This is a genomic window from Myxococcus sp. CA040A (assembly GCF_013336725.1).
GTDB lineage: Bacteria > Myxococcota > Myxococcia > Myxococcales > Myxococcaceae > Myxococcus > Myxococcus llanfairpwllgwyngyllgogerychwyrndrobwllllantysiliogogogochensis.
In genome coordinates this window covers 954799-981221 of sequence record NZ_JABUMR010000002.1, presented here as the reverse complement: position 1 = coordinate 981221, position 26423 = coordinate 954799, and the positions used below count along the sequence as shown (strand labels likewise).

Genomic DNA, 26423 nt, shown 5'->3' with positions numbered 1-26423 from the left:
TCACTCGTGGCGCCCGCGCGCGCCGCACCCAGGTCGGGCCGTTCCTACATGTCCAAGAAAATCCTGATCGTCGAAAAGAGCGACACCGCCCTCGCCGCCACCCTGCGGCCCGTCCTGGAAGGACGGGGCTTCACGGTGGACGACACCGCCGACGGCAAGGGCAGCGTGGAGCAGATTCGCCGGGACCGGCCCGACCTCGTCGTGCTGGCCGTGGAGCTGTCCGCCGGGCAGAACGGCTACCTCATCTGCGGCAAGCTGAAGAAGGACGATGACCTCAAGAACGTCCCCATTGTCATCATCGGCAACCCGGATGGTTTCGCGCAGCACCGCAAGCTGAAGGCGCACGCGGACGAGTACGTGGCCATGCCGGTGGACGCGCAGCTCCTCACGGACCGCGTGGGCGCGCTGATTGGCTTCCCGGAGCTGCCCGTCTCCGAGGACGTCGTGGACGAGAGCCTCACCCTGGACGCGCTCGGCGATGAGCCGATGACGGCGGACTTCGGCGAGGAGATCTCCGTGGACACGGGCGAAGAAGAGCCCGCGGTCGCCGGCGAGGAGCTGGACCTGGACGCGGCCTTCAACGACATGTCCTCGCCCGAGCCGGAGCCCGCCACGCTCGTGGAGGAGGAGCCCGTCGAGGCGCCTCCCGACGCCGTCGTGGAGGGCGTGGAGGAGGACTTCTCCACCCTGGACTCGCTCGGCTCGGACGCGGATGACGCCCTGGACGCGCTGGATGACTCGGAGAAGACGGTGGTGGGCTTCATGCCCGTCCCCGCCGCCGCGCCGCCGCCCCCGCTGAGGGTCATCGAGCCGGCCCGGCCCGCCACCCCGCCGCCCGCGCGCACCCCGCCGCCCGCGCCTTCCCGCCCCACCACTCCGCCCGTGGCCGCCACTCCGGCCGCCCCCGTCACGTCCGCCGCCGACGCCGCCGAGCTGCGCAACCTGCGCGCGAAGGTCGCCGAGCTCCAGGCGTCGCTCGAGGACTCGCGTGGCGTGGCCGCGCAGGCCGAGGACCGGGTGCGCGAGCTGGAGTCCGAGCTGGAAGGCAAGGCCACCGAGCTGGAGACCGCGCGCGCGTCCGTCGGGAAGAACGACAAGGACACCTTCGCCCTGCGCGACGCCGTCAACAAGCGCGACAAGGAAATCCTGCGCCTGAAGACGGAGCTGAACCAGAAGGACCAGGAGATCGTCGAGCTGAAGGACCAGCACCTGGAGCTGGAGCAGAAGTCCAGCACGGCCGAGTCGGAGATGGCCCGGCGCGACGCGCAGATCAAGACACTCACCACGCGCGCGGACACGCTCGCCGCGGAGCGCAAGCGCGTGGACCAGCAGCTCGCCACCTCCAAGGACGAGGCGCGCGGCGCCACCGCCAGGCTGGCCACCGTCCAGGAGGAGTTGGATCAGCAGGCCGCGCAGGTCGCCGGACTCAACGCGGAGCTGGAAGAGCTGCGCAACCGCACCGGCCAGCTCGAGGCGGATGTGCAGGCCGCGCACGAGGAGGCCGAGGGCCTTCGCGCCCAGGTGGACACGGCGCAGCGCGAGGCCGAGGAGCTGCGGGGCCAGCTGGAGCAGACCCAGTCGGAGCTGTCCGAGCAGGGCACCCGCGCGGCGGACGAGGCGGAGGAGCTGCGCAAGCGCATCTCCGAGCTGGAGGCCACCGCGGTCCGCAACGAGGAGCGCGTAACGAAGCTCTACGCGCGCATCAAGAACGACGAGAAGCTGCGCGAGAAGACGAAGAAGGCGCTCGTCATCGCCCAGCAGCTCCTGGAGGAGCCCGCCTCCGCCGTGGCCGACGCCGACGAAGCGGCGGCCTGAAGCAGCTGAACGCCCCGGGACCACCCGGGGCGGTTGAACCTCGGGGGTCGAGCCTCCCGTCTGGAAGGCTCCCCCACCCCGCGCCTACTTGTCCTCGGTCTTCTTGGGCGTGGTCTTCTTCTCCAAGAGCTTCTTGGCGAATGCCTGCACCGCCGCGGGCACGTTCTTGTCGCGGCTCAGGTCCTTGATTTCGTTGTCGCGCAGCGAGTTGAGGAACTTCATGGTGACGGTGAGCGGCACCTTGGGGTTCTTCACCAGGGCCAGCCGCACCTTCATGTTCTTCGTCCACTCGCGGTTGTTGTAGATGACGCGCAGGACGTCATCCATCATCGCGCGGTTGGCCGCGAAGGACAGCACCTCGCCGTCGGTGATGCGCGGGCTGCGGACAACGGCCACGGCCACCAGCTTGTTCGTCTCGCGGATGAGCGCCGTGCGGGCTTCCTTGTTGCCCAGCGTCGCCAGCTTGATCTTCTCCGCGATGGACATCTTCATCAGCCGCTGCGCCAGCGTCAGCCGCTTGCCCTCCTCCAGCGGCGCGGCGTTCTCGTCCGCCACCTCGCCCCCCATCTCCTGGAGGAGCTGATCCGCGGTGGGGCCCGGGTCCGGAGGGGCCTCGGCGGCCTCCGGGCCGAACAGGCGCACGCGCGCGGCCTTCATCTGCGGCACGTCCGCCAGCACCAGGCCACTGCGCACCGCGAAGTCACAGACGCTGTCGATGAGCGACACCTGCGCCTGCGCGTTGGAGCAGAGGCCGCGCAGGATGTCCTCGTGACGAAGCAGGCGAAGCTGGTTCTGTCCGATGATTTCCGCCAGCTTCGCGCCACAGTCGCGCGCCACCACCGCGACGGCGTCGTCGGGCGTGCTGGCGTTGAGGATGAGCATCTCCGCGTAGGCGGCCTTCTCTTTCAGGAGGCCCAGGAAGAAGCCCAGCACCTGCGGCTGCACCTCCTCGTCGCGCAGCGCGGAGCCGAGAATCCGGTCCGGAAGGCCCGCGGACGTCTTCGCCGCCGTCTCCCGCACGGCCTCGTCCGGGTCGAACGTCAGCATGAACAACGCGCCCAGCATGTCCGACGGGCTGAGCGGAACCAGCGACTTGGCGGCCATCATCCGCAGCGGCACCGGCGCGGCCGGGTCCACGTGCTTGCGCAGGTTGGGCGGCATGAACTCCGCGTTGAAGGGGCAGCCCGGAGGCGGTGCTGGGATGTTGCTGGGGGCGGCGGTGGTCATGTCGCGTGGTTCCTTCCGTAGATGATGCGAAGGCCCTCGAGCGTGAGGAGCTCGTCCACTTCGTGGATGGCCTTGGATTCACTGGCCACCAGGGGAGCCAGGCCCCCGGTGGCGACGACCTTCACGGGCTGGCCCAGGTCGGCCTGCATGCGCGCGCAGATGCCGTCCACCAGCCCGACGTAGCCGTACACGAGGCCCGACTGCATGGAGTGCACCGTGTTGCGGCCAATGACGTGCGGCGGCCGGGCGAACTCCACCCGCGGCAGCTTGGAGGCGTTCTGGAACAGGGCCTCCATGGAGATGTTGATGCCGGGGCAGATGCAGCCGCCCAGGTACTCGCCCCGCGCCGACACCGCGTCGAACGTCGTGGCGGTGCCGAAGTCCACGACGATGACGGCGGAGCGGTGCTTCTCGTACGCGGCCACCGCGTTGACGATGCGGTCCGCGCCCACCTCGCGGGGGTTGTCGTAGAGGATGGGCATGCCCGTCTTCACGCCCGGCCCGACGAACATGGGCCGCATCCGGAAGTAGCGCTCGCTCATCTTCTCCATGCTGAACTGGAGCGGCGGCACCACGCTGGACACTGCCACCGCGCCGACCTTCGTCGCGTCGATGCCGCTGTGGGAGAAGAGCTGGCGCACCAGGATGCCGTACTCGTCCGAGGTGCGCCGGGTGCTCGTCTCCACACGCCAGTGGTCGAGCAGCTTGCGGCCGTCGAACACGCCGAGGACGGTGTTGGTGTTACCCACGTCGATGGCCAGGAGAATCACGGCCCGCACTCTACTCCGAAGGTGACTTGTCGAGGACCGCCTTGCCCCGCGCCTACTTCGAGCGCGGCGACTGCCGGGGCCGCAGTTGCTCCACGTCCCCCGCCAGCACGCGCTCCACCTGCCCGGACTCCGTGCGCACCAGCAGCGCCCCCGACGGGTCGATGTCCACCGCCAGCCCCCGCAGCTCGTTGCGGTCCGTACGAACCAGCACGTCCTGCCCCAGGGTGGAGGACAGCTCCTTCCAGCGGGTCCGCACCGCGTCGAAGCCCGTCTCCAGATAGAGGTCCAGCCACTCCTCCATGCGCGTCCAGAGCTGGGCGGCGAACTGGGCGCGGTTCACCCGCTCACCCCGGGCCAGCGAGAGTGAGGTGGCCGTCTCCCGCAGCTCCTCCGGGAAGTGCTCGGCCTGGCAGTTGAGGTTGACGCCCACCCCGACGATGACGAAGTGGACCCGCTCCGGCTCGGCCGACAGCTCGGTGAGGATGCCCGCGACCTTGCGCCCCGAAATCTGGACGTCGTTGGGCCACTTGATGGCGGCGTCGGTACCGGCCTCGCGCAGCGTCTCCGCCAGCGCCACGGCGGCCACCAGCGTCAGCTCCGGAGCCCGCTGGGGCGGCAGCTCCGGACGGAGGATTGCGGAGAAGTACAGGTTGAGCCCCGGCGGGGACACCCAGACCCGTCCCCGGCGGCCCTTTCCCGAGGTCTGCTGCTCGGCGACGACGACCTCGCCGTGTTCGGCCCCGTCCTGGGCCAGGCGGAAGGCCACCTCGTTGGTGGAGCCCAGCACCGCGTGGTGGTGGAGGGTACGACCCAGGTCATGGGTCTCCAGCAGCGGCGCCACCTCCAACGAGGTGAGTCGGTCCGGCACTTCCACCAACCGGTAGCCCCGGGCGGGGATGGCCTCGATGCGGTAGCCCTTGGTGCGCAGGGCTTCCACGCGTTTCCAGACGGCCGTGCGGGAAAGGCCCAGCTTGCCCGACAGGGCCTCGCCAGAGGTGTAGTCGTCACCACTCTCGGAGAGGAACCCCAGGATGAGTTCCTCTTGCGTCTGCTCAGTCGATTCCACGGGCACGGCGGCACCTCGCACGAGGCGCAAGGGTACGGACCGGCGGACGGGCTTTCAACTCGCCCGCCCCAACGCCTGCCCCTCCCTGTTCACCAGCCCGGCGGTCAGCCGGCGGGCGGGGTGCTCGCTCCAGAGGGACGGCTGCCCTCCAGTTCGTACTTCGTCAGCTCCAGGCGCGTCTGGGGGATGCGCTGGCTCGCCGTCTCCAGCGCGGTCTCCAGGAGCACCATGCCCACCCCTGGGGCGAACGTCATGGTGTTGATGAGCGTGGCCTGGGCATCCACCCGGTTGCGCCCCTCCACCTGGATGCAGGACGGGAAGGTGCCCGCGGGCGTGTCACACGAGCCCCCAGCCTGGACAATCTGGTAGCGCTCCGTGGAGGACACCGACACCACGTTCGTCCACGCGTGGCCCGTCTCCAGGGGCCCTCGCAGCAGGTAGCGCTTGGGGTCTCTCAGGCCATAGGCGTCCACGGCCAGCTGCCCACCCTGGTTGTCGTGGAAGTAACCCTCCTCCTGCTTGAGGATCTCCACGGTGACGAGCTTGTCGGCGCGACCGTTGACCCGGTACGTCCACCGGTTGCCCACCGCGAGCGGGTAGTAGTCCGAGACGTCGCCAGACGCGGACTGCTTCTCCGGCTCCGCCTCCACCCGCTTGGAGCAGCCGCTCCCCAGCATCAGGGCGGCCAGAAGGACGGCGCCACCCACTCCGAACGAACGCGTCATCTCGATGTCAGTCCGCGTGGTCCCGACCACGCGCCTCCGCGGTGATGTGCTTGCGTGATGCGTAGAGCGTCTCCAGGGCCTGCTGCGCCGCGGCTTGCACGGCGGGCGCGTCATGCCCCTGGGCCACCGTATACAGGTACGCCTCCGCCTCGGGGCCACCAATCTCCCCCACGGCGAAGACCAGCTCCTGCACGAAGCCGTTGTCGCGTCCCCGCGCCAGGTCAATCAGCGCCGGCACGGCGACGCGCGCCTTCATCTCCACCAGCGCGCCAATCGTCTTGCGCAGGACGTCCCCGTCGGAGGACTCCTTCAGCCGATCCATGAGCAGCGGCGCGGCGGCGGGGTGCTGACGCTCGGCCAGCGTGCGCAGGGCGAACTCGCGCACGCGCGTGTCATCCGCGCGCAGCTCCTGCACCAGCACCTCATCGGTGCGATCCAGCGCGGACAGCTGCATCACCGCCGAGTCCGTCACCTGCCGCAGCACGGACTCCAGCGCGGTGCGCATGGCGGCCTGTCGTCCGGAGGGAGAGTCCTCCAGCACCGGCGCCTCACCCAGGCCCACCACCTCGTAGTGCTGCGGCAGCTCACCGCCGAAGCGCTCCAGCACGAGGTTGGCGCCCACCTCGGCGTAGCTGCGAGGGTCCCCGTCCTTCAGTACCTCGCGCGTGAAGGGGACATCCAGCGTCAGGCGCCAGGGACGCACCTCGCGCGGCCCCTCCTCGCCCTTCAGCTCGAAGCGACGGGAGGACCTCAACGCCTGGGTGAACAACGTCGCGACACCGTCGGGCGCGAGTCCCAGCAGGGCGTTGTCCCGCACCGTGGCGCCGGACACATCCACCGGCGCCACCGGGTAGCTTGGCGCCTGCGACCGGCAGGCGCCAAGGAGGACGACGCAGATGGCGAGCATCAAGGCCGGCTTCATCGCTCCCCCAGGCTAACACCCGGGGACAGCCCGTGCCGGCCAATCCCACCCTCCGCGACGAACCGTGTCAGCCCTCTCCCCCTTCGGACGGACTCCGAGCCGGAAGAGGCGCAGCCTCTCGCACCTCGTGCGACTCACCCGCCTGCGTCGACTCGGTGGCCGGCGGGGGCGGAGGAACATCCCGATGAGACTCCGTGGGCGAGGCCTCGGCGGCGGGAGCAATGCGCCCCTCCTCCGTGGACTCGACGTCAACCTGGGGCGCGGCGACAGCCTCCTCTTCGGAGACCCGCGCCGGAGCGGCGACGGTCTCGCCCTGGGTGTCGGCTCCCGCCTCGCCCTGAGGCGCGGCGGTGGCTTCGCCCGTAGGCGCGGCCTCGCCCGGAGCGACGGCCCCGGCTTCGCCCTGGGGCGCGGCACCGGCCTCACCCGTAGGCGCGGCACCGGCCTCGCCCGTAGGCGTGGCACCCGCCTCGGTGCCCCGATTGCCACGGCCGCGGCGACCCCGACGACGGCGGCGGCGGCGCTTGCGGTCACCCTGCGAGGCATCGCCGCCTTCCGCGGCTCCGCCCTCGGGACGCGCACCCACGAAGGCGCTCGCGGCCTCGAGGTCGTCGTCCTCGTCGTCATCCCCGTCATCGCCCTCCTCGTCCTCGGCCCCCGTGGACTGCGGCGGGGACACGGGCGCGGCGGGGAAGCTCTCACGGCCCTCGGCGGCGGACTCTCCGCCTCCGCGTGCCTCGGCTCCCTCGGAGGAGACCTCGACCTCGTCACTCGGGCGGGCCTCGCGCTGCTTGTCGCGGTCTCGCTCGCGCTCCCGGCGACGCTTCTCGCGGGGCGGACGCTCCGGCCGCTCCGACGACGCGGCGGCGGCAACCTCCGGGGACTCGTCGTCGCGCGTCTGCTTCTCGCGCTGACGCTCCTCGCGGCGCTTCTGGGCCTCCTCGGCGTCCAGCTTCGCGGCCTCGAAGAAGGTCTCGTCGACCTCGTACAGCTCCACCCGGGTGATGGTGACGGCGGTCTCGGCCTCCAGGAACTTCTCACCCAGCGCGTCGCCACACCACAACATCACCAGCGAGCCGCTGGCCTGGGCCTCCGTGCGCGCATCCCCGCGCACGTCACCCGCGCTCACCAGCAGACCCACCTGTGCCGAGTAGTGGCTCAGGTCGCGACGCAGCTCCTGCACCGACTTGCGGTCGATGGCGGGCGCGCCCTTCAGCATGCGCACCGCGTAGCGAAGCTCCACGCTGCCCTCGCGCTTGCGCGCCGTGAGCAGGGGGCCTTCCTTGGAGCGCTTGGCCACCTTCAGCTCGCGGAAGCCCAGCCCGTGCATCATCTTCACCACGGACTTCTCGAAGGTGCCCACGTCCGCTTCGCCCAGGCGCTTGCGCAGCCCGCGCGCCACGGCACGGCGTGCATCCTTGAGCGACGTGCGCAGCGTGGCGAGCAGCGCGGCGTCGACCACCGGCTCTCCCGCCGCCGCCGTGGCCGCCGTACGGGCCAGCACCGGACGCCCGGCCTCCAGGGGAATGCCCAGCGCCTGCGCGAACGCGGCCTGCAGCTCCAGCGACGGAGCCTCGCTCGGCGAACCCGCGCGCTCCAGCGTCACCTCTCCGGAGTCCTTGTTGAACGCGTACTGCGGACGCCGACCCGCGTCGATGCGACGCTGGTTGTCCTCCAACAGCGCCGTGAGCACCGCCTCCACCGTGAGGTCCTCGGCGCACAGCTCCTTGCTCCGAGCGCGCTCGATGATGACCTCCGTGCGCAGCCCAGCTTCGGCGTCGCTGAGGATTTCGAACACCACCTCGGGCAGCGGCGGGAAGCGCTTGCGCTTTCCACCCCGCTCCTCGTCCTCGTCCCTCCGGCGCTTGCGCTCGCTGCCTCTGCCCGCCGCACGCACATTGTCCGTGCGCGGCTCCGGATGCCGCTCCGCTGGACGCAGCGGCGGCAAGTCCTCTTCCGGATTCGGCTCGATTACGCCAGTCTGCGCCAGGGCCTCCACATCCTCGGGAATCGACCAATCCACCAGCGCGAAGGTGTCCTTCGCGGTCACAATCACCTTGCGGTCCCTCGTGCGACGCGCCATGGCGGCGAGACGCGAGAGCATCGTCACCTCAGGCGTCTTGCCGACGTGGGAGAGCAGGCTTTGTTGGATGGACTTCTCGGTGATTTCAAGGAAGTGGAGGGGACGACCTTCGCTCTCCAGGATTCGGAGCGCGGCCTCGTAAAATGTCATCGAGTATTCCCCAAGAATTCCGAACGGTTACAAAAATGTAGGTCCGTATGGGCGGCGGATGCTAGCCATCGGTAAACTGGCTTGTCAACGAACCGAAGATGACCCGCATACGCATCGGACAGCGTTGGAAACGCGAACCCTCGGCCTCCCCGCTGGATTCCATCGCACTGGAACTGGATGGAGTGGACCTGCTGTCCGGCGCGGTGGAGGAGTCCTTAGCAGAAGTCGTTCCCGCTTTGGTGCGCGCCGTGGCCTCCTTGCATACAGGGGGGCGTGGGCTGGCCCAGGTTTCCCTGGCGGAGGCCCACCTGGAGCTGGTGCTCCGGAGGGTCGGCGCGGAGGTGGAGCTCCTCGTGGCGAGCCTCGCCCGCCCCGCCCGGCTGATGCGCCCCCCCGTGCGGGTGGACGCCGAGGAGCTGACGGAGGCGGTCCGGGGCACCGGCGCGCGATTCCTGTCGGACGTCACCCGGGTGGCGCCCCGAGCGGTGTCAGGGCCCCTGGCCCAGGCCCTGGCGGAGCCCCTGAAACAGCTCGGTCGCCCGGCGAGGCCCCCGGAGGAAGAGCCCGCCCGCCCGTCGGTGAAGCGGGTGGAGCCGCCTGAAACACCCGGTTTCGGCTTCGAGCTGAAGGACACCGGAGCGCGAGCCAGTCGCGAGGGCGGAAAGCGGGGCGCGTCCGGAACCCTGGCCTCCCTGTTGGGCGCCGGTGAGGTGTGGCTGGCGCTGCCCGGCCGGCCGGACGCGTGGAAGGTGCAGGCCCCGCCATTCCTCACCGTGCTGGAGCTGTCGCGGCAGGCGGTGGAGCTGACCCGGGCGGTGGAGCTGGGGGAGTCGCGCTTCGAATTGGAGCCCGCGGGCGCCCGGACTCCACTGCTTCTGGACCTCCAGACGGGCAAGGCCCGGACGGGGCGCACCGGAGCGCCCTTCGCGCTGACCGGCGGCACCCTGGCCACCGCCCTCTTCCATCTGGGTGAGGCGCTCGCCGCCGCGTTCGCGGAGGAAGACCGCGCGCAGGTGAGCAACCCCTACCTGGTGGAGCTGGCGGAACGGTGCCGCGAGGGCCTGTCCCACCTGCGCGGCGCGGTGGAGCCCCCGGAGCAGACCGGCGCGGCCCGCGAGAAGCGGACGAGGACGGCGGAGAGCGTGTCGAAGCCACTCAAGGTGCCCGGTCGACTGCGGCGGCTGCGGTTCGACCGCCTGTGGGAACAGCGCGGGCTGGAGGACGCGGAGGAGTCCCGCCTGTTGCTGGGGCGTCATGGGCCCGTGTGCTGCGCGCCCCAGGCGGCGGTGGCCTTCTCGCGCAAGGACGGGTCGCGACTGTGGAAGCGGGCGGCGGCGCTGGGCGTGGCCGCGTCGGCGGATGGGCACGCGGTGGCGGCGGACCTGTCGCGCGTGTACGGCTTCACGGGCCGGGGCGCGGGTGCGCGCTGGCTGCATGACCACGACGGCATCCCCCTGGGGCCGTTGCTGCTGCGCAAGGACGGGCTGCTGCTCACGCTCTCCGAGGACCGCACCGTGGTGGCCTTCGCGGAGGCCACCGGACGAGAGGTGTGGCGGCTGGCGCCTCCCCGCACACAGCGAAGCTGGCTGACGACGCAGGGACACCGGGCCCTGGTGACGACGGACTCCGGCTACGTCTACGGGTTGGATTTGGAGGACGGCCAGGTGCGCTACCGCATGCGCGCGCCCATGCCCTTCCACGGCGCCCCGGTGCCGTGGGGACGGCGCTTCCTGGCGCTGCTGGGACGCGGCTCGCACTGGGCCCTCCTGCTGGCGGACGCGCACACGGGCGAGGCGGCGTGGACGCACGAGCCCAACCTCACCCACCCCTCCGCGCCGCTGCCCGTGGGCTCGCGGGTGTTCATCGCGGGAGAGCGCGAGCGCGAGGGCATGTTGCTGTGCCTGGACGCCAAGGGACAGCGGGTGTGGGAACGGCCGCTGAACCTGGGGCCGGGCCCCTATGCGCTGTCGCCCCTGCCGCGCGCGGTGGTGGTGACGAGCGCCTCTGGCGCGGCGGCACGGGTGGCCGCGTCGGGCACGGTGGACTGGCGCGTGGGGGCCGCGGGAGAGCCCCTCATCGGCGCGCTGCCGGCACGCACCGCGCGAGGCGTCACGCTGCTGGCCGGCGAGAAGGTGCGCGCGGTGGACCCTCGCGGGGGCCAGGTGCTGGCGGAGGTCCGCGCCGGGCTGGGGCTCGTCGCGCTCCAGGCGGACGTGCGCCTCAACCTCTACTTCCTGGACGACACCGGCACGCTGTCCGCGTACCGGCTCGGCTCCCACTTCACCGTCGTGGAGTGAGGGCGCGAAGCACCACCGCGCCCCCTCCTCCCCAAGGCCGCTAGTTCGCGGCGGCCTTCTTGCTCGGGTCGATCTCGTCCTCGGGGCGCTCTTCCTGCGTGGCGCCTTCCCACGTCTCGCCCGCACCCAGCTTCCACTCGGAGGGCACGTCCAGCTTCCACACGTAGGAGGCCGTGGCGTCACCGCCCGAGGCCGCGCGCGAGGAGATGTTGATGGTCATGTCCATCTTCGCCACCTCGATGGGCATCAGGTCCAGGTCGTAGTGGCCCAGCACCATCTGCGGAGGGAACTCCGCGATGAAGCGCTCCGGGTGGTCGACCTTCATCGACGGGTCGCTCCCGCGCATCTCGCCCAGGAGCTTCCCCTTCGCGTCGGTCAGCTTCCACACCGTGTCGAACGAGGCGCTGGTGATCATCTTCCGCACCTTGCCCTCGTCCTTGAGCGTCCGCTGCGCGCCCCACAGCGCGAGCTGCAAGCGCACCTGGGGCTTGCCCATCACCATGATGACGTCCGAGGACACGACATCCAGCCGCATGCCCTTGTCCGTGGCCGTCCACACCGGGCGGTAGCGCCCCTCGCGCAGACTGTCGAAGACCTTGCGCGTGTAGTCGTAGAACGCCTTGCGATCTCCCGCGCGCTCGTCCTTGCCGCTGTCGGCGCGCTTCTCCAATTCCTGGAGGTAGTTGTCGAAGTTCTTGTTGCCGTTGAACGCCTTCAGGTGGTCGTCCACCTGCTCGAAGTAGCTTTTGAAGAAGGGCTTCAACTCCTCGCGATACGCGTTGTCGTCAGGGTTGACCCGTATCCAGGAGACGCGCTCCAGATAGTCGGCGTGGATGCGCTGGATGTCCGCCTCACGCTGCGCCTCCTTGGTGCGGGCACTGGCGCTGCGGTAGCTCATGATGGCGCCCAGCAGCACACCAGCGACGAGGACAATGACTCCGAAATAGCGCTTCAAGCGGCAGTCTCCTGTGCGGTGGAGCAGGCAGTGATATGAAAATTCCCCAACGTGATCCAGGCCACCGGCACCCACCTGTTCAACTCGCTGCTTCCTCTGGAGGAGGGAGAGCTGTTGCGCAACCCCCAGGTGGCTTGGGAGGCCTACGGGGAACCGTGCGACGGCAAAGCGGTGGTGCTGCTGCACGACTTATCTCACTCGCACCGGGCGCTGGGGCCCGTGGAGGACTCCGCGTACCAGTCGTCGGGATGGGCGCGGGAGGTGGTGGGGACGGGGCGGCCGTTGGACCCGGGCATCATGCCCATCGTCGTCCCGGGGCTCCTGGGCAGTCCCTTCGGGAGCACGTCACCGGCGACGGTGGACGTGGAGACGGGCGAGCGGCTGGGGCTCAACCTGCCGCCGCTCACCGTGCTCGACATGGCGCGCGGGGTGTCCGCGCTCTTGAGGGCCCGCGGGCTGAACCGCGTCCGGGGCCTGGTGGGCGTGGGGCTGGGAGGCCAGGTAGCGCTGCGACTGGCGGCCCTGTTCCCAGAGCTGTCGGACTCGGTGGTCGTCATCGGCGCGGCGCGGGCGCTGCCCGAGGGCGTGCGCGAGAAGCTGGGGCTGGCGTGGCAGTTGCTCCGCGCGGACCCGGACTTCCGCGAGGGCCTGTACGAGCCGGACGCCCAGCCTCGCAAGACGATGCGGCGGCTGCGGCTGGACTTCCAGAAGCTGCTGTACGGACGGGAGTACCTGTCCCGGAACTTCCCTGACGTCGACACGGCGAAAGCCGCCCTGGACGCGGAGGCGGAGGACTTCGCCGACCGCTTCGATGCCACGTCGTGGGCCACGCTGTGCTCGGCCTACGCGGGCTGCGACGTGGCGGACTGCTTCTCGCAGATTCGCGCGCGGGTGCTGCTGCTGGCGGGGAGCTCGGACGTGCTGGCGCCGGTGAACCGGGTGCGGGACACGTACCATCTGCTGAGCGCCGCGGGCGTGAGCGCGCGGATGGTGGAGCTGCCCGGCCCCGGAGACCATGGGGCCCTGCTGACGGAGCCGGAGCGACTGCACGCGCCGCTGGGGGATTTCCTCCGGCGCGTGGGCTGAAGACGGCCCCCGCTACTCGCGGGGCTGCGGCGCGGAGAGCTTCCCGCGCAACGCGCCCACGAGCATGCTGATGGCGATCTCGTTGTTGCCGCCGTGCGGAATGATGATGTCCGCGAAGTGCTTGGACGGCTCCACGAAGCCCATGTGCATGGGGCGCACGTGGCGCAGGTACTGGCTGACGACGTGGTCGAAGTCGCGGCCCCGGTCCTTGATGTCGCGGGTGAGGCGCCGGAGGATGCGCAGGTCATCGTCCGCGTCGACGTAGATCTTCACGTCCATCTCGTCGCGCACTTCCTTCATGTGCAGGACGAGGATGCCCTCGATGAGGATGATGTCCCCCGGGTCCACGCCCATGGTGCGGGGCTGACGCGACGAGGTGACGAAGTCATAGACGGGCTTCTGGATGGGGCGTCCGGCCTTCAGCTCCCGGAGGTGCTTGACCAGCAGGTCCGTGTCGAACGCGTCCGGGTGGTCGAAGTTCACCTCCCGGCGGTCCGCGATGGGGAGGTCCTTCAGGTCCCGGTAGTACGAGTCCTGATCGATGAAGGCCACGCGGCAGTCGGCAAGCGCCTCACGGACCTTTCGGGCGACGGTGGTCTTGCCGGACGCGGTGCCACCCGCGATGCCGATAACCAGGGGTGACGACGTCATTGCGGCGCGACCTACCCTACCGGACGGGCAGGTGCAAGGGTTCGGTCCACTCCGGGGGTGTCACCCAGGCGGATCAGCCGGTGGTGGAGCCCCTCCGCCAGCAGGGCCGGGGGCACCGACTCCACCGCCCGGGGCCGGGCGGACAGCTCCCGGAGCAGCTCCGCCAGCCCCCGCGACACGCTCAACAGCTCATGTCCCGGGGACTTGCGTCGCACCGCGAAGGTCCACGGCGAGGCTCCCGGGCGCCGCGCCACCTGCGCCAGGGCCTCCAGCCCGGACAGCTCCAGCTCCCCACATGCCCACGCACGGGAGGTGAGGTGCCGGCGCACGGCCCGAGCCGCGAAGAGCAGCTCGGACAGGTCCGCCGGAAAGCTCCCGGGCCGGACCTCGTCCACCAAACCCACCTGCCCCGCCCCCGGTGCGGGCACCGCCTTCATGAACGCGGTGGGCGCCATCATCTCCAGGCTCAGCGCGGCGGAAGCCCCGTCATCGGGCCGCTCGCGCAGCCGCCGCATCGCCCAGGTGGAGAAGGATTGCGGCAGCGAGCGCCCTCCCCCCTCGAAGAGGTTTCGGTACTCGCGCGAGCTGGTGAAGGCCACCAGGTCCTCGCGTGTTCCCGCCAGGAGCAGGCGCGACAGCGGCCAGTCCTTGTCCAGCAGCTCCGCCACCACGGCCAGCCGGAAGTCCTGGTCCGCCAGCGTGCCCTCGGGGTCCTCCGTCGCGCCCGTGGGGACCAGGCCGTGGCCCGCCTCGAACAGCTCCCAGGGGCGGCTGTCACCCGTCAGCGGGGTCGGCGTGCGAGCCTCGGGAGCGCGCAGGCGCAGCGGAGGCCGCTCTCCCGAAGGAATCATCGCGCGCAGGCGACGCAGTGACACCTGCGCCACCTCGGCGGGGTGACCATCGCCCTCGAAGGTGACGGCGCGCAGCGAAGGACAACGCGGTAGCAAGGACTCCAACAGCTTGAACAGCTCCTCGCGCACCGGCTGCGTGTGGTCATCGACGTAGAAGCCGCGAGCCCCCCGGCGCGTCACCACACCGCCCGCGATGTGGATTTCGACGACCTGCTCCAGGGGGAAACCATCCAGTCCGGCTTCCAGCGGGAGACCGGACGCGAGCTGATGACTGAAGAGGTGCCCCAGGTCGAGCAGCAGCGGCAGGCCCGTACGCGCGTGCAGCTTCGCGAGGAAGTCGAGCACGTGCCACTCGCCCCGCCGCGCCAGCACCGCGGGGTTCTCCAGCACCAGGGGCATGGAGAGGTGGGCCTGGACATGGAGCGCATGCGCCACGCAGTCGCTGAGCCCCGCCTCGTTGAAGGGAGGCGTGATGTAGAGGTAGCCCGGAAACGGCTGGCCCCCCACGTGCCACCAGCCCACATCGTTGCCCACCCACGGGCTGCCCACGGCGCGCGCGTGCGCGTCCAGGTCCTTCAGCACGGAGACAGGCTCCAGCTCCGGCCCCCAGAGATTCAGGTGCACGGGGTGAAAGAGCACGGGCACGTCCGAGCGGCGGCTCCACATCTCGGGGAACAGCGACGCCTGGGCGCGCGCTTCGTCCAGGGACAGGGGCGCGCTGTACTCGACGAAGTCGAAGAGGCCCGGTGACGCGTCGAGCAGCCGGTAGGGCTGCGGGATGTCCGCCGCGCTCAGGTTGCTGCTCAGCCCCAGGCCCCGCCAGGGCAACGTCCATGCGTCCGAAACAGCCTGCGTCATGCGGCGGACCCTAGACCACCGCTCATCCTTTGTGTTCGGGGTTCATGGGTTGCCGAGCAAGCCACGCCAACCATCCGAGCGGCGCACCGCCGGGGTTCTCCCGTGCATACGCGTGGAACCGCTCCAGGAAGGCCCGGCGCTCGGCGATGTACGGGGCCTTGCGGCTGGTGGGGTCCGCCGCCTTGCGAAGGTCATAGCCACCGAGCCGCATCTGGCGCGTGAGCAGCGCGTCCAGCGAGAGCCTCTCGGCATTGCGCAGCATGTCCAGCAGGCACATGAACGTGGCGGTGCGCCCCTTGCCTCCCCGACAGTGCAGGTGCACGTGCGCCCCCTCGTCCAGCGAACGCACCTTCTGGATGAAGCGCTCCACCGTCTCGTCGCGAGGCCGCGTGTGGTCGGTGACGGGCAGTCGCACGTAGCGCTCCGGCGGAAGCTCGAAGGCCCGCGCCTCGTCGCGGACGTCGCGGCACTCCCACTCCGTGGAGACCAGGGGCTCACGGCGCTTCACCGTGCCGGCATCCCCCACCCTCGCCGTCCGCGACCGCGCGAGCAGCCACAGCCGGCCGGTCTCCAGCGCCAGCGACTCCTCGTCGGAAAGGCCCGCCGCGCCCCAGTTGGACTCGGCGTACCAGCTCACCGCGACGCCGTTCAGGAAACCATGTGACTCCTGGCGCAGGTCGAACACGTGCAGCGCTTCAGCGCTCACGCCCTCGAGTCGCCGCACCAGGTCGCGAAAGCCCGCCACGGAGAGCTGGGCACTCCCCGAGCACCGCAGCTCCGAGAGACCGTGCGTGTCCAACCCCACCATGTCCGGCGGCCGCGTCGTCGTGCGCAGCAGGCGCGCCTCGTCGCCCCCGTCGTCGAGAACGAGCACCGCGGACGTCGCATCGGGAGCAAGAGGAGGTATTCGCATGGGCCTGTCAGACGTGCCCTTCATCCGTGATGGGAGGAAGCCCCAGATTCGGGCCGGCAATCGCCAAGACAGGCCCGGCATTCCCCTGGGTGAGCTTATCGAACATCGAGCGGATTCTCTGAACCTCGTCGTCGCGCTTCCTCTTCTCCTCCTCGTCGGTCGTCTTGTCGGAGGAATGCGTGACCAGCCATTTGTGGAAGAGCTTCTTCATCTGGGGGTCGCCCAGGTAGTTCTGCGCACCAATCGCGGCGGCGATATCCGACTGGAGGGTCAACCGCTGTGCGGGCTGGAGGCGGGGCGCCTGTTCCTGGTGCAGCATGAGTGCGCCCATCGACCCATCCAACAGGGGCCGAGGCACGGACTCGCCCCGGACCAGGCGCTGCCACGCCGCGTACTCGCGAAGGACCTCCTGGTTCTTGTCACCGGCCCACACATCCACCTCGGTGCCCGTACGGTCCACGTCGCCCGTCGTGCTCCACCGTGGAATGACCGAGCCCGGGCAGGCCGCGAGCACCTGCTCACGCGCCTGGGCCGTCGCCGCCTTGAGCTCCCGGCCAAGGTTCGCGCCCGTCTTCTTGTAGAGGTCGACGCAGTCCTGCCAGAACGACCGCACCTGTGTCTGTCCACCCGGTGAACGGTTCAACACGGCATTCCACACGTCGTCCCCGTCGACGCGGGGAATGGCGCTCAAATCACGGACCGTCGCGTCGGCGTGCGAGCCCTGGAAGGTCTCGAACATCGTGTGGAAGCCACTCACCCGCTTGTCGTAATACAAGCGCCAGAGCACGGCGTAGCCTGCGGAGATGACGAGCCCCAAGGGGATGTTGGCGAGCGCGGGCACCGTCGGCACGAGCGCGAGCCACGCCAGGATGCGCCCCTGGTTGTGGCCCGACGTGCCCGCGTAGAGCGGCGCGAGCATGAGTCTCGACGAGACGACGTTGGGACAGAACTCGTTGCGACTCCACCCCGTCGCGAACGGAAAGGGATTGGCCGCCGGGTTTCCGTATCCGGGGTCATGCGGTGTCGCGCTCTGATGGACACGCATCGACACCGGCCACCCGCCGCATCCCGCGACGTTGCCGGGGAGTCCTCCCAGCGTGGCATGGTCGAACTCCACCCGGATGTGAGCGCTGTGCGCCTTGCCACCCGGTAGGATGCGCGCCAGGTCGCTGATCATCACCTGGTACCTCGCCACCGGTGGCAACATCCGCCAACGGCGGTACTCCTTGCCGCCGTCGAGCCCCTGGAAGTCAGCGATGTGTTGCGCGTTCGCGCGGGCACGCGTCACCGGGGAGTCGTTCAGGCAGTCATGCAGCGCTCCAAGCACGCGAGTCGCCACCTGGAGCGCGGTCAGGGCCTGACCCGGGCCCGACCTCTCCAGCGCGATGCCTCGAAGATAGTACGGCAGGTATTCCCACATCGCGGGAGTGGCCGTGGGCGCGGCGACCGCGGCGGCCACCGCGTCGAGCATCTGCAACTGGAGCGCGGCCAGTCCCCTGCTGCGCAGCAGTGACAACACCGAGATCTTCTCGATGGTTCGCGAGGGCCAGGAGGTGACTTCGCCGACGATGGCGCGGGCCGCTTCCGTCACGTTGCGATAGATCTGGATGCGATCCCTGCGACCCGCGACATTCAGCTCACTGAAGAAGGGCAGGTTCGCCAGGTTGTTCAGCGTCGCCTGATTGAGCCCGTGTTTGCTCCACAGCCGGTTGTATTGCTCGTCCACGGTGGAGCGGTGCGCATCGCGACTGCCCAGGTTGCCCGACAACGGGCTCAGCCAGACCTTGAGCAGCTTCAGGTACTGCTTCTGGACCGCCTCGGTGACGAACGCCCCCGCGTTGATGGAGAAATCCAGCCCCCAGACGGTGGTGGCGCGTGCGACGAGCGCGCGGCACACGGGGTCCGCCGCCGCCACGGTGAGCAGCCGCCTTCCGAACACCTGGGGATCCGCGTCGATGGAGTACCAGGGGACGACGCGGGTGGCGTTGTTCAGCTTGGGGTAGGTCCCGGTGTAGTTCGCGATGAGGATGGCCGGATTGGCCGTGGTGATGGCGGTGTCATTACCGTCGGCGGTGTTTCTCAAGAAGATCATCATGGCGGCGTCACCCTTTTGACGTCGCCTTGAGCAAGGAGCGTACCGACACGGGAGCATGTCCCGTGCGGGCAAGGGTCCCTGACGACCGCGCCCCTGGCGTTCCAACGTGACGCGACTGCGTCTGACGGGAACGCGCGGAACCTTTCGCGCCCGCCTGCTGTCGGAGGTTCCGGCGATTCCAAGACACGGAGGCAGCAAATGAGGCGGAACCCCAGGGCCGTCATGGGTGTCGTGTGCGCACTCGCGGTGGGCAGCATGATGTTCGCGTGCCGTTCGAGCGAGGAGGGCGCCAACGCCCCGGCGAAGGCACAGGGAGACACGGACGGAGCCCCCGCCTTCTCCGACAAGGCAACGCTGATCGTGACGCCCGAGCCCGCGAAGCAAGCGCCAGAGCCCGCGTCCGCATCGGCTCCAGCACCAGCACCCTCCTCGGCCCCGCCCACTGCGAAGCGCAGCCACCTCGGTGCGCAAGGTCTTGGGGTGTTCGGCACCGGCGCGGGCGGCGGCGGCCTTGGGAGCAATCTGGGCTCGGGCATCGGCTCCATGGGAACGGGCTCCATCGGAACGAAGGGCCGCGGCGGAAGGAGCTCGAACTACGGCTCCGCCAAGGCCCCGTCGGGCTCCAACGGCGCCCACCGAGTGCACCCCATGGCCGTCCTGGCCGGGAAACTGAACACGACGCCCGAGGAAGATCCTGCCGCCGCACAGCGCGCGGAGGCCGCACTCGACACGGTGGTGAATCCCTTCGTGACGACGCAGGAAGACCGGCTCTCCACCTTCGCGGTGGACGTGGACACGGCCTCGTACACGATGACGCGACGGGCGCTGATGGAAGGCTCGCTTCCACCGCGTGACGCCGTGCGCGTGGAGGAGCTGCTCAACTACTTCCGCTACACGTATCCGGACCCTCGGCCGAGCGACGGCCCCTTCGCCGTACACATGGACGCCGCGCCGTCACCCTTCACCCCGAAGCGACACCTGCTGCGCGTGGGAGTCCAGGGCAAGCGCTTGAGCATCTCCGAGCGGAAGCCCGCGCACCTCACCTTCCTCGTGGATGTCTCCGGGTCGATGAGCTCACCGGACCGCCTGCCGCTGGCCCAGCGCGCCCTGCGCATGCTGGTGGACAACCTGCGTGACGGCGACACGGTGGCGCTCGTCACCTACGCGGGGAACGTGCGCCGGGTGCTCGGCCCCACGGGCATGGAGCGCAAGGCCCTCATCCACTCCGCCATCGAGGACCTCACCGCCGGAGGCTCCACCGCGATGGGCTCGGGCATCGAGCTCGCGTACCAGGAAGCGATGAAGACCCTGGATGGGACCTCCTTCTCGCGCGTCATCATCCTCTCGGACGGCGACGCCAACGTGGGCAGGACGTCACACGAGGACATCCTGAAGACCATCCAGGGCCACGTGAAGGAAGGCATCACCCTCACCACCGTGGGCTTCGGCATGGGGAACTACAAGGACACCACGATGGAGCAACTCGCGAACAAGGGGAACGGCAACTACTTCTACGTGGACTCACTGATGGCCGCGCGCCGCATCTTCCAGGAGCAGCTCGGCGGCACGCTGGAGGTCATCGCGCAGGACGTGAAGCTCCAGGTGGACTTCGACCCCGCGCAGGTCGCCCGCTATCGGCTCGTGGGCTACGAGAACCGGAACATCGCGGACCGCGACTTTCGCGACGACAGGGTGGACGCGGGCGAGCTGGGCTCCGGCCACACCGTCACCGCGCTGTACGAGCTGGAGCTGAAGCCCGGCGCGGGCGAGGCACTGGCCACCGTGCGAGTGCGCGCGAAGCAGCCGCGCGCGGTGAACGCCACCGAGCGCGCGTACCCGTTCCAGGCCCACGCACTCGCGAGCACGTTCAAGGAGGCCAGCGTCGATCTGCGCTTCGCGACGGCGGTGATGGGCGCGGCGGAGCTGCTGCGCAAGAGCCCACACGCGGAGAACTGGAGCCTGGAGACGATGCGCGACATCGCACGCGCGGCGTCACCCGCGGGCAACGCGGAGCGCGAGGAGTTCCTCACGCTGCTGGAGAAGGCCCGGCCGCTGCTGCGCGGTGTCGCCGCGCGCTGAACAGAAGCGGATGGATTCCGGCGCCCCGCGTTTCCAGGCGGGGCTCGTGGGGTAGACTCGCGGGTCCACCCCTACCCTGGAGCCCCTCCATGCACTCCGCGACGCAGGCAGAGATCGACGAGTCCCATGCGCAATTTCGAGGCGCGTGGAGGAGGATGGCGCTGGCGGGACGCGCGGGTGAGGTTGTCGAGCGTCCCGAAATCTACATCGCCGCGAGCCACGTCTCGTGGGCCCTGATGAACGCGTCCTTCCTGCGCGCCCCCGCGGAGACGGAGCAGGCCCTGGCGACCTCCGTCGCCTCCGCGGCGCGCTACTTCTCCACGGGCAAGCACGCGTGGACGTTCGTCGTGTCCGACGACTGGCTCGCGCCCCAGGTGCGCGAGCGGGCCGAGTCCATCCTCGCCTGGTACAAGCTCAAGCCGCTCGCCGTCATCACCGGGATGGTGGCGGACGGGCTCGCGGAGCCCACGCATCCCCTGCCCTCTCTCGAGTTCCGCCCCGTGCAAGATACGTGGGGCCGACAGGCCGTGGCGGACATCAACGCCCAGTCATACGACGCGTCTCGCGAGACGGGCCGTGAGGCGTTCGACGTGGAGGCCCTCTACGGGCCGGACTCCCGAGGCTTCGTGGCCTGCCGAGGCGACGCCCCCGCCAGCAGCACCGTGGTGATGCGCGTGGACGACGTCGCATACATCGCGCTCGTGGCGACGTCGCCCGAGCACCGCCGGGTCGGCGCGGCCGAAGTCGTCATGCGACGCGCGCTTCAGGAGGCTCGCGACGCCTGGGGCCTCCAGCGCACCGTGCTCCACGCCACCGAGGCCGGACTGCCGCTCTACCTCCGCATGGGTTATCGGCCCGTGACGCGCTTCCGCGTCTACAAGGCCCCGCCTCCTGGGACGACCTGAGGCCGCGACTCACTCCGCCGACTCCACCTTCTCCGCGGAGATGACGCCCTGTTCGATGGCGAGCGCCCGCAGCCTCGCCTTCACGCGCTGGAACTGCTGGCGCAGCGCCGCGGCCCGCCGGTTCAGCGCCTCGCGCGTCAGCGGCTCGTCGGACTCCACCATGACGCGCGCGATTTCCGTCCAGGGCTGACGCTGGTCCACGCGAAGCATCAACAACATCCGCTCCTGCGGCTCCAGTTGTTCCCGCAGCGCGCGGAAGCGCTCCTTCACGGCGGTGCGCTGCCAGGGGTGTGTGTCCGTGCGGTGCCGCTGGGGCTCGTTCGCCGCGGGCTCGCTCACCGGCTGTTCCCGCAGCGCTGGCGAGTGGAGCTGGTGGTAGCAGGCATTGCGCGCAAGCCGGTATGCCCATGTCCGGAAGGAGCTCTCCCAACGAAAGCCCGGCAACCCCTTGACCAGGTTCTCGCTGAACAGCCCGAACGCGTCCTTCGCCAGCTCGGGGTGATGCAGTACGGACGCCATCAATCGTCGCAGCTCCGGCCCATACGTGCGCATGGCCAGCTCCACCGCCTTGCCGTACTCGCCGCGAGTGCAGAGCACATGGAGCACCTCCTCCGCCTGCTCACGGGGCACCGCCACCTCCGCGCCCGAGACTCCCCCTGGCTCGACGTTCATGGACATCATCACGTCACGCTCCTGCTGTGGACCTGCCGGGAGGAGTCACCCCCTCGGCCCTGTGACGACGTCGTCTCACGGCCCAGGCGCGGGCTCCTCCGCTTGAAGGTCCCGCAGGGGAGGAAGCTCCAGGAGCGGATGGCCCAGCCTTCGCTCCCGCACCAGCCGTCCGTACCCCAGCGCCCCCTGCGTCTCCGCGACGCGCAACGCGTGCGCCCGGGCGAGCAGGGCCTCGTCCTCGCGCCCCATCATGGACAGCGCCTCCGCTTCCAGGCCCCGCAGCACCACCTCGTAGGAGCGCTCACCCGTCGACCCCGCCTCCCCCAACGCCTCGTGCAGCGAGTCGAGCGCCTGGCGCTTCTGCCCGAGGAGCAGCTGGATTTCAGCCAGCATCCCCAGGTTGTGGGGCAGCCCCGCCTTGAAGCCGGAGCGCCGCCAGTGCCCGAGCGCCGCCTGCATCAGCGCCAGTCCTTCACGCGCATTGCCCAGGAGCGCCTGCGCCCAGGCGCGGATGAGCGTGGACCAGCCCAACCACAGCCGGAAGTGGTGCTCGCGGGAGAGCGCGATGTTCCTGTCACACAGCTCCAGGGCCTCGCGCGGCTCGCGGCGAAGCTGGGCCGCCAGGGCCGCGTACAACAACGCGAACGCGGAGGTGTTCGCATGGCCGATGTCCATCGCCAGCCGCAGCCCCTGTCGCGCGTGCTCGCGGGAAGCGTCGGGGGCGTCCATCACCGCGTGCAGCACCGCCGCGTAGGCCAGCGCCGCCACGCGCGGATTGACCCAGTGCTTCACGGCCAGCATCTGATGCCGCTCCAGCTCGAAGTCCGAGAACGTCAGCGCCAGCTCCACATTCTCCAGCGCGGAAGCCAGCCGCCCCCACGTGAAGAAGTCCGTGGCTCGCATCCGGTAACCCAGGGCCAGCAACTCTCGCTGCCCATGCCGTTTGCCCAGGCGCACCAGTCGCTCCGCGACCTCGTGGGCCTCGTCCCAGTGCGCCCGCGCGAAGGCGTGCGCGAAGGCCACCCAGTGCGGCGGTTCCAGTCGAGGCAGGTCATCCTCCAGCTCGCGCATCAGGAAGCGGACCCGCGCATGGACGGACTCGACCTCCGGCGACGAGTACCCCTGCACCTGGACCAGGGACAGGGCGAGGCCGAGCAGCAGCCGCAGCTCCTCGCCATCCAGCGTGCGCGACGGGCGCTGCGCGCGAAGCAACGACAGGGCCTGCCGCAAGTGGCTGATGGCCTCCACGTTGGCCATGCGCCGGCTCGCCATCTCTCCGGCCCGCGCCCACCACCGGATGGCCGCCTCGCCCTGGCCCGACTCGGTGTAGTGCCACGCCAACAGCTCCGGCTGGGCCTCGGTCACCTCCGGGAACTGCTCCGCCAGCACCCGAGCCACTCGACGGTGATATTGCCGCCGCGCCTTCCTCGGCAGCGAATCCGCCGCCGCGTCCTGGATGAGCGCGTGCCGGAATCCGTAGCTCGGCTCCACCGTCTCTGCCGGCTGCAACAGCCCCTCGGCCACCAGGCCGGAGAGGTCCGCGCGAAGCGAGGTCTCCGTCCGTCCCGACAGCGCCGCCAGCAGCGCATGGGAGAAGCTGCGCCCCACCACCGCGCAGACCTGCGCCAGCTCCTTCTGCGAACCGGGCAGCCTGTCCAACCGTGTGAGGAGCAGCTCGCGCAGCGACACGGGCACCTCCACCGATGCGGACTCGCCCCCCCGGGGCTCCTCCACCACCCGACGCGTCAGCTCCTCGGTGAAGAGGGGAATGCCGTCGGTGCGGCGCACCAGTTGGGCGACGAGTTCCGACGAGAGCGGCCTCTCCCCCGCGGCCTTCCGCACCAGCTCGCCCGCAACCGGGGGCGGCAGCCGCTCCAGGGCCAGGCGTTGGACCCTCGAATCGTCGCCCCAGGGCGGAGGCAGCGCGACGCGCGAGGTGAGCAACATGCAGACGCGCAGCTCCGGCAGTCGCTCCAGAAGGAAGCCCAGCAACTGCAACGAGGACGGGTCCGCCCAGTGCAAGTCCTCGACCTCGAGCAACACCGGGCGCTGCTCGGCCAGTCGCGCCAGCAGGTGCGCCAGTGCATCCAGCGTCTCCTGCTTGAGTCGCTCGGGGGCGTAGCGCAGGTGCGGCGCGCCCTCGTCACCGGAGAGCCCCACCAGCCCCGACAACAACTGCGTGCGCCCCGCGCCCAGCCCGAGCACGCCCAGGCCCGCCTCCAGCTTCGCCCGGTGCTCCTTCGGAGTGCCCTCGGCGTCGAGCTGGAGCATGCGGCGCAACAGGTCGATGACCGGCGCGAAGGCACTGGTGGTCGACTGGGGCCAGCACTGTCCTCGGAGCAGATGGGCCATGAAGGGCGGCACGCGCTCGCGCACCTCGCGCACCAGCCGGGACTTGCCAATGCCCGCCTCTCCCGTGACGAGCACGCACGACCCTCGGCCCGCGCGCGCCTCCTCCCATTGTTCCAGAAGGAACTGGAGCTCTCCCTTGCGCCCCACCAGCGGAGTGAGGGAGCGCGACACGAGTCCCCGGTCGAAACGACTGGTGACGCGCCGAGGTTGCACAAGCCGATACGGCGTCACATCTCGCACGCCCGACAGCCCGGTGAACCGCAGCGGCGGCATGGCTTGCGTCACGAAGGCCCCGCGCGTCAGCGCATCCGTCGAGTCGCTGATCCACACCGTCCCCGGCGTGGCCTGTCGCGCCAGCCAGGCGGCCACGCGGGGCGCCTCACCCTGGATGGAAGCGTCGTCCAGCACCACCGTGTCCGTGTGCACGCCCACCGTCACGGTCAGCTTCCGCTCCGGGAGCGACGCCAGGGACTCCTGGAGCGTCGGAGCCACGGTGGCGGCGAGTCGCAGCGCCGCGCGCAGGGCCCGCTCGGAGTCGTCCTCTCTCGCCACGGGATGACCGAAGCAACCCAGCACCTCTTCCCCGACGCACAGCACGACCGTTCCCCCCTGCTGCCTCAGCACCTCCGAGCAGCTCCGGTGGAAGGCGGCCTCCAACTCGCCCAGGTCCTCCGCGTCGAGCCGCCCGACCAGCCCGGCCAGGTCCGCGAGGCGACAGGCGACCAGCGTCACCTGTCGTCGCTGCGGGGCCCGGACTCGCCTCGGCTCACGTCGCGGCGCCAGGCCCTCTTCCACCTCGCGCAGCCGCTCGCGCAGCTCCGTCGCCGAGCGAAGCCGGGTCTCGGGCGCCTTGGCCAGCAGTTCGGCCAGGAGCCCCTCCACCGGCTCCGGCACATCGGGCTCACGCTCACGCACCGGCGGCACCGGGCCCTGCGACGTCACCCGTTCGCGAATCGATTCGGGTGCGCCCAGGAAGGGGGGCTCACCGGCGAGCATCTCGTACAGCAGCACGCCGGCGGCCCATAAATCCGTCCGGGCATCCTGCGCCTCGCCGCGCCATTGCTCGGGCGCCATGTACGGCGGCGTGCCGGCGGTGGAGAGCGTCACGTCGGGCGCGGCGCTCGCGGCCACCAGCCAGGACAAGCCGAAGTCGAGGATCTTCACCACGCCCGAGCGCGTGATGAACACGTTACTCGGCTTGAGGTCGCGGTGGACGATGTGCCGCTCGTGCGCGTGAGCCAGCCCCGAAGCCACCGCGTCCAGGATCTCCATCGCCCGCCGGTGCCCCGGACGACCGCGCCGCAACAGGGAGGACAGGGACTCGCCCTCCAGGCACTCCATGACCAGGAAGGGAACCGGCGGCTCCGTCGGCCCACTGCTCCAGAGGTCCACGTTGAAGATGCGGACGATGTGCTCGTGGTCCAACTGCGCGATGGCCCTCCCCTCCTGACGGAGCAGGGAGATCATCGGCGCCTCCGCGATGGACTCGTGCGGGACGAGGAACTTCAGGGCCACGGGCCGCTGGAGTTCCGAGTCGAGCGCGCGGAAGACCTGCCCCATGGCGCCGCCCCCCAGCTCCTCCAGCACCTCGTAGCGCTTCCCATCCCGGTCGCCGACTCGCATCCCAGGGACAGGCAGCCGAGGGGGCACGGACGCCCGCGCCACCTCCCGGAGAAAGGCGTCGTCGAAGTCCCCGTCCTCGATTGCGTCCGGCCCGTGCTCCAGCACGGAATCAGTACATCGCTCCTCGTCCTGGCCGCTCTCAGGCATCACCGAGTCCCCCGGATGTCTCCGCGCGCGTTGTCCTCCCCTGCCCCCCAACTCCAGGCGTGCCACGCGGCTCCTGCCTGCCCATGAACCGTCGGGTGGGACAAGCGGGCGCAGCCCCTGGTCCCACTCTGGTTCCCACCCGCCCGGGCCAGCGTCACCTCATCGGAAGCAGCCCACGCAA

At 70.2% G+C, this 26423-nt stretch carries 18 protein-coding genes; 5 read left to right on the top strand and 13 right to left on the bottom strand.

Going from position 1 to position 26423, the window contains the following annotated elements:
* Nucleotides 1-48 precede the first annotated feature (48 nt).
* The gene (locus tag HUA75_RS10710) at nt 49-1815 is read left to right on the top strand and encodes a response regulator (RefSeq protein WP_174486312.1); all 1767 of its coding nucleotides are present in this window, start codon (nt 49-51) and stop codon (nt 1813-1815) included.
* Nucleotides 1816-1899: 84 nt separating this feature from the next.
* On the opposite strand, the gene HUA75_RS10705 is transcribed toward HUA75_RS10710, so the two are convergent.
* From HUA75_RS10705 to HUA75_RS10680, 6 genes are all read right to left on the bottom strand, one after another.
* Nucleotides 1900-3042, bottom strand: coding sequence for a hypothetical protein (locus HUA75_RS10705; RefSeq protein ID WP_174486311.1), 1143 nt, complete (start codon nt 3040-3042; stop codon nt 1900-1902).
* Nucleotides 3039-3809: a type III pantothenate kinase gene (locus HUA75_RS10700; RefSeq protein WP_141648083.1), complete on the bottom strand. Its 771-nt coding sequence runs from the start codon at nt 3807-3809 to the stop codon at nt 3039-3041. Before HUA75_RS10700 ends, HUA75_RS10705 begins: the two co-directional genes overlap by 4 nt.
* Before the next feature lie 55 nt (nt 3810-3864).
* Nucleotides 3865-4884 (bottom strand): biotin--[acetyl-CoA-carboxylase] ligase, encoded by a 1020-nt coding sequence (locus HUA75_RS10695; protein WP_174456662.1) that lies wholly within the window; start codon nt 4882-4884, stop codon nt 3865-3867.
* Nucleotides 4885-4982: 98 nt separating this feature from the next.
* On the bottom strand, nt 4983-5633 hold the full coding sequence (locus HUA75_RS10690) for a hypothetical protein (protein ID WP_371746087.1): 651 nt from the start codon (nt 5631-5633) through the stop codon (nt 4983-4985).
* Nucleotides 5611-6525 carry a HEAT repeat domain-containing protein gene (locus HUA75_RS10685; protein ID WP_174486309.1) on the bottom strand — a complete coding sequence of 305 codons (915 nt, stop codon included), beginning with the start codon at nt 6523-6525 and terminating at the stop codon, nt 5611-5613. Before HUA75_RS10685 ends, HUA75_RS10690 begins: the two co-directional genes overlap by 23 nt.
* Before the next feature lie 67 nt (nt 6526-6592).
* A complete protein-coding gene (locus HUA75_RS10680) occupies nt 6593-8758 on the bottom strand; it encodes an HTH domain-containing protein (protein WP_174486308.1) in 2166 nt (721 codons plus the stop codon).
* Between the two features lie 98 nt (nt 8759-8856).
* On the opposite strand from HUA75_RS10680, the gene HUA75_RS10675 reads away from it, so the two are divergent.
* Nucleotides 8857-11055 carry a PQQ-binding-like beta-propeller repeat protein gene (locus HUA75_RS10675; protein ID WP_174486307.1) on the top strand — a complete coding sequence of 733 codons (2199 nt, stop codon included), beginning with the start codon at nt 8857-8859 and terminating at the stop codon, nt 11053-11055.
* A gap of 40 nt (nt 11056-11095) precedes the next feature.
* Here HUA75_RS10675 and HUA75_RS10670 read toward each other — a convergent pair whose 3' ends face one another.
* A complete protein-coding gene (locus HUA75_RS10670; protein WP_174456665.1) occupies nt 11096-12010 on the bottom strand; it encodes a hypothetical protein in 915 nt (304 codons plus the stop codon).
* 51 nt (nt 12011-12061) lie between these two features.
* Here HUA75_RS10670 and HUA75_RS10665 point away from each other — a divergent pair, with 51 nt between their 5' ends.
* Nucleotides 12062-13096: an alpha/beta fold hydrolase gene (locus HUA75_RS10665; RefSeq protein ID WP_174465359.1), complete on the top strand. Its 1035-nt coding sequence runs from the start codon at nt 12062-12064 to the stop codon at nt 13094-13096.
* Between the two features lie 12 nt (nt 13097-13108).
* Here HUA75_RS10665 and udk read toward each other — a convergent pair whose 3' ends face one another.
* Genes udk through HUA75_RS10645 form a run of 4 tightly spaced genes read right to left on the bottom strand, consistent with a single transcriptional unit; the run spans nt 13109 to nt 18464 of the window.
* Nucleotides 13109-13747 carry a uridine kinase gene (gene udk, locus HUA75_RS10660; protein WP_141643739.1) on the bottom strand — a complete coding sequence of 213 codons (639 nt, stop codon included), beginning with the start codon at nt 13745-13747 and terminating at the stop codon, nt 13109-13111.
* An 11-nt stretch (nt 13748-13758) separates the two neighbouring features.
* A complete protein-coding gene (locus HUA75_RS10655; RefSeq protein WP_174486306.1) occupies nt 13759-15456 on the bottom strand; it encodes a DUF692 family multinuclear iron-containing protein in 1698 nt (565 codons plus the stop codon).
* A gap of 22 nt (nt 15457-15478) precedes the next feature.
* The gene (locus HUA75_RS10650) at nt 15479-16369 is read right to left on the bottom strand and encodes a protein tyrosine phosphatase (protein WP_174486305.1); all 891 of its coding nucleotides are present in this window, start codon (nt 16367-16369) and stop codon (nt 15479-15481) included.
* A 7-nt stretch (nt 16370-16376) separates the two neighbouring features.
* Nucleotides 16377-18464, bottom strand: a complete 2088-nt coding sequence (locus tag HUA75_RS10645) for a hypothetical protein (RefSeq protein ID WP_174486304.1) — start codon at nt 18462-18464, stop codon at nt 16377-16379.
* 198 nt (nt 18465-18662) lie between these two features.
* Here HUA75_RS10645 and HUA75_RS10640 point away from each other — a divergent pair, with 198 nt between their 5' ends.
* Nucleotides 18663-20543, top strand: coding sequence for a von Willebrand factor type A domain-containing protein (locus tag HUA75_RS10640; RefSeq protein ID WP_254627487.1), 1881 nt, complete (start codon nt 18663-18665; stop codon nt 20541-20543).
* A gap of 89 nt (nt 20544-20632) precedes the next feature.
* The gene (locus HUA75_RS10635; protein WP_174486303.1) at nt 20633-21448 is read left to right on the top strand and encodes a GNAT family N-acetyltransferase; all 816 of its coding nucleotides are present in this window, start codon (nt 20633-20635) and stop codon (nt 21446-21448) included.
* A gap of 9 nt (nt 21449-21457) precedes the next feature.
* On the opposite strand, the gene HUA75_RS10630 is transcribed toward HUA75_RS10635, so the two are convergent.
* Both HUA75_RS10630 and HUA75_RS10625 read right to left on the bottom strand, forming a co-directional pair.
* Entirely contained in the window at nt 21458-22129 is a 672-nt protein-coding gene (locus tag HUA75_RS10630) for an RNA polymerase sigma factor (protein ID WP_246137267.1), read from the bottom strand.
* Between the two features lie 66 nt (nt 22130-22195).
* A complete protein-coding gene (locus HUA75_RS10625; RefSeq protein WP_174486302.1) occupies nt 22196-26242 on the bottom strand; it encodes a protein kinase in 4047 nt (1348 codons plus the stop codon).
* Nucleotides 26243-26423 lie beyond the last annotated feature (181 nt).